Raw genomic sequence first — 498 nt, 5'->3', positions numbered from 1 at the left:
TCCATTTGCTGCGAAACAGCTTCCGCTACGCCGGCCGTCAGGACTGGGACAAGATCGCCAAAGCGCTGAAACCGGTCTACACCGCGCCGACCGAGGACGCGGCCGGCGAACGATTCCTCGAGTTCTCCGAGGTCTGGGGCAGCAAATATCCCGCGATCGTGAAGCTCTGGTCGGATGCTTGGTCGGAATTTGTGCCGTTCCTGGCCTTCGACGTCGAGATCCGCAAGGTGATCTGCTCGACGAACGCGATCGAGTCGGTCAACGCCCGCATCCGCAAAGCCGTCCGGGCCCGCGGGCACTTCCCCAACGAGACCGCGGCCCTGAAATGCGTCTACATGGCGTTGATGAGCCTCGACCCCACCGGCAAAGGCCGCAAACGGTGGACCATGCGCTGGAAAGCCCCGCTCAACGCCTTCCAGATCGCCTTCGAAGGCCGATTGATCCCCACCAACCACTGAGAATCACCAACCAAGATCAACCGTTAATTAGACAGTCCCC

General features: G+C 61.2%; 1 protein-coding gene. It reads left to right on the top strand.

The features are described 5' to 3' along the window. Positions 1–458 (top strand): IS256 family transposase (locus ON19_RS30760; RefSeq protein WP_043700707.1); only part of this gene is annotated, 458 nt, incomplete at its 5' end. Between the last annotated feature and the right edge of the window lie 40 nt (positions 459–498).

The organism is Nocardia abscessus NBRC 100374, assembly GCF_000308455.1.
Taxonomy (GTDB): Bacteria; Actinomycetota; Actinomycetes; order Mycobacteriales; family Mycobacteriaceae; genus Nocardia; species Nocardia abscessus.
Note: the sequence above shows the minus strand (reverse complement) of the source record. Positions and strands in the feature narration are given on the sequence as shown.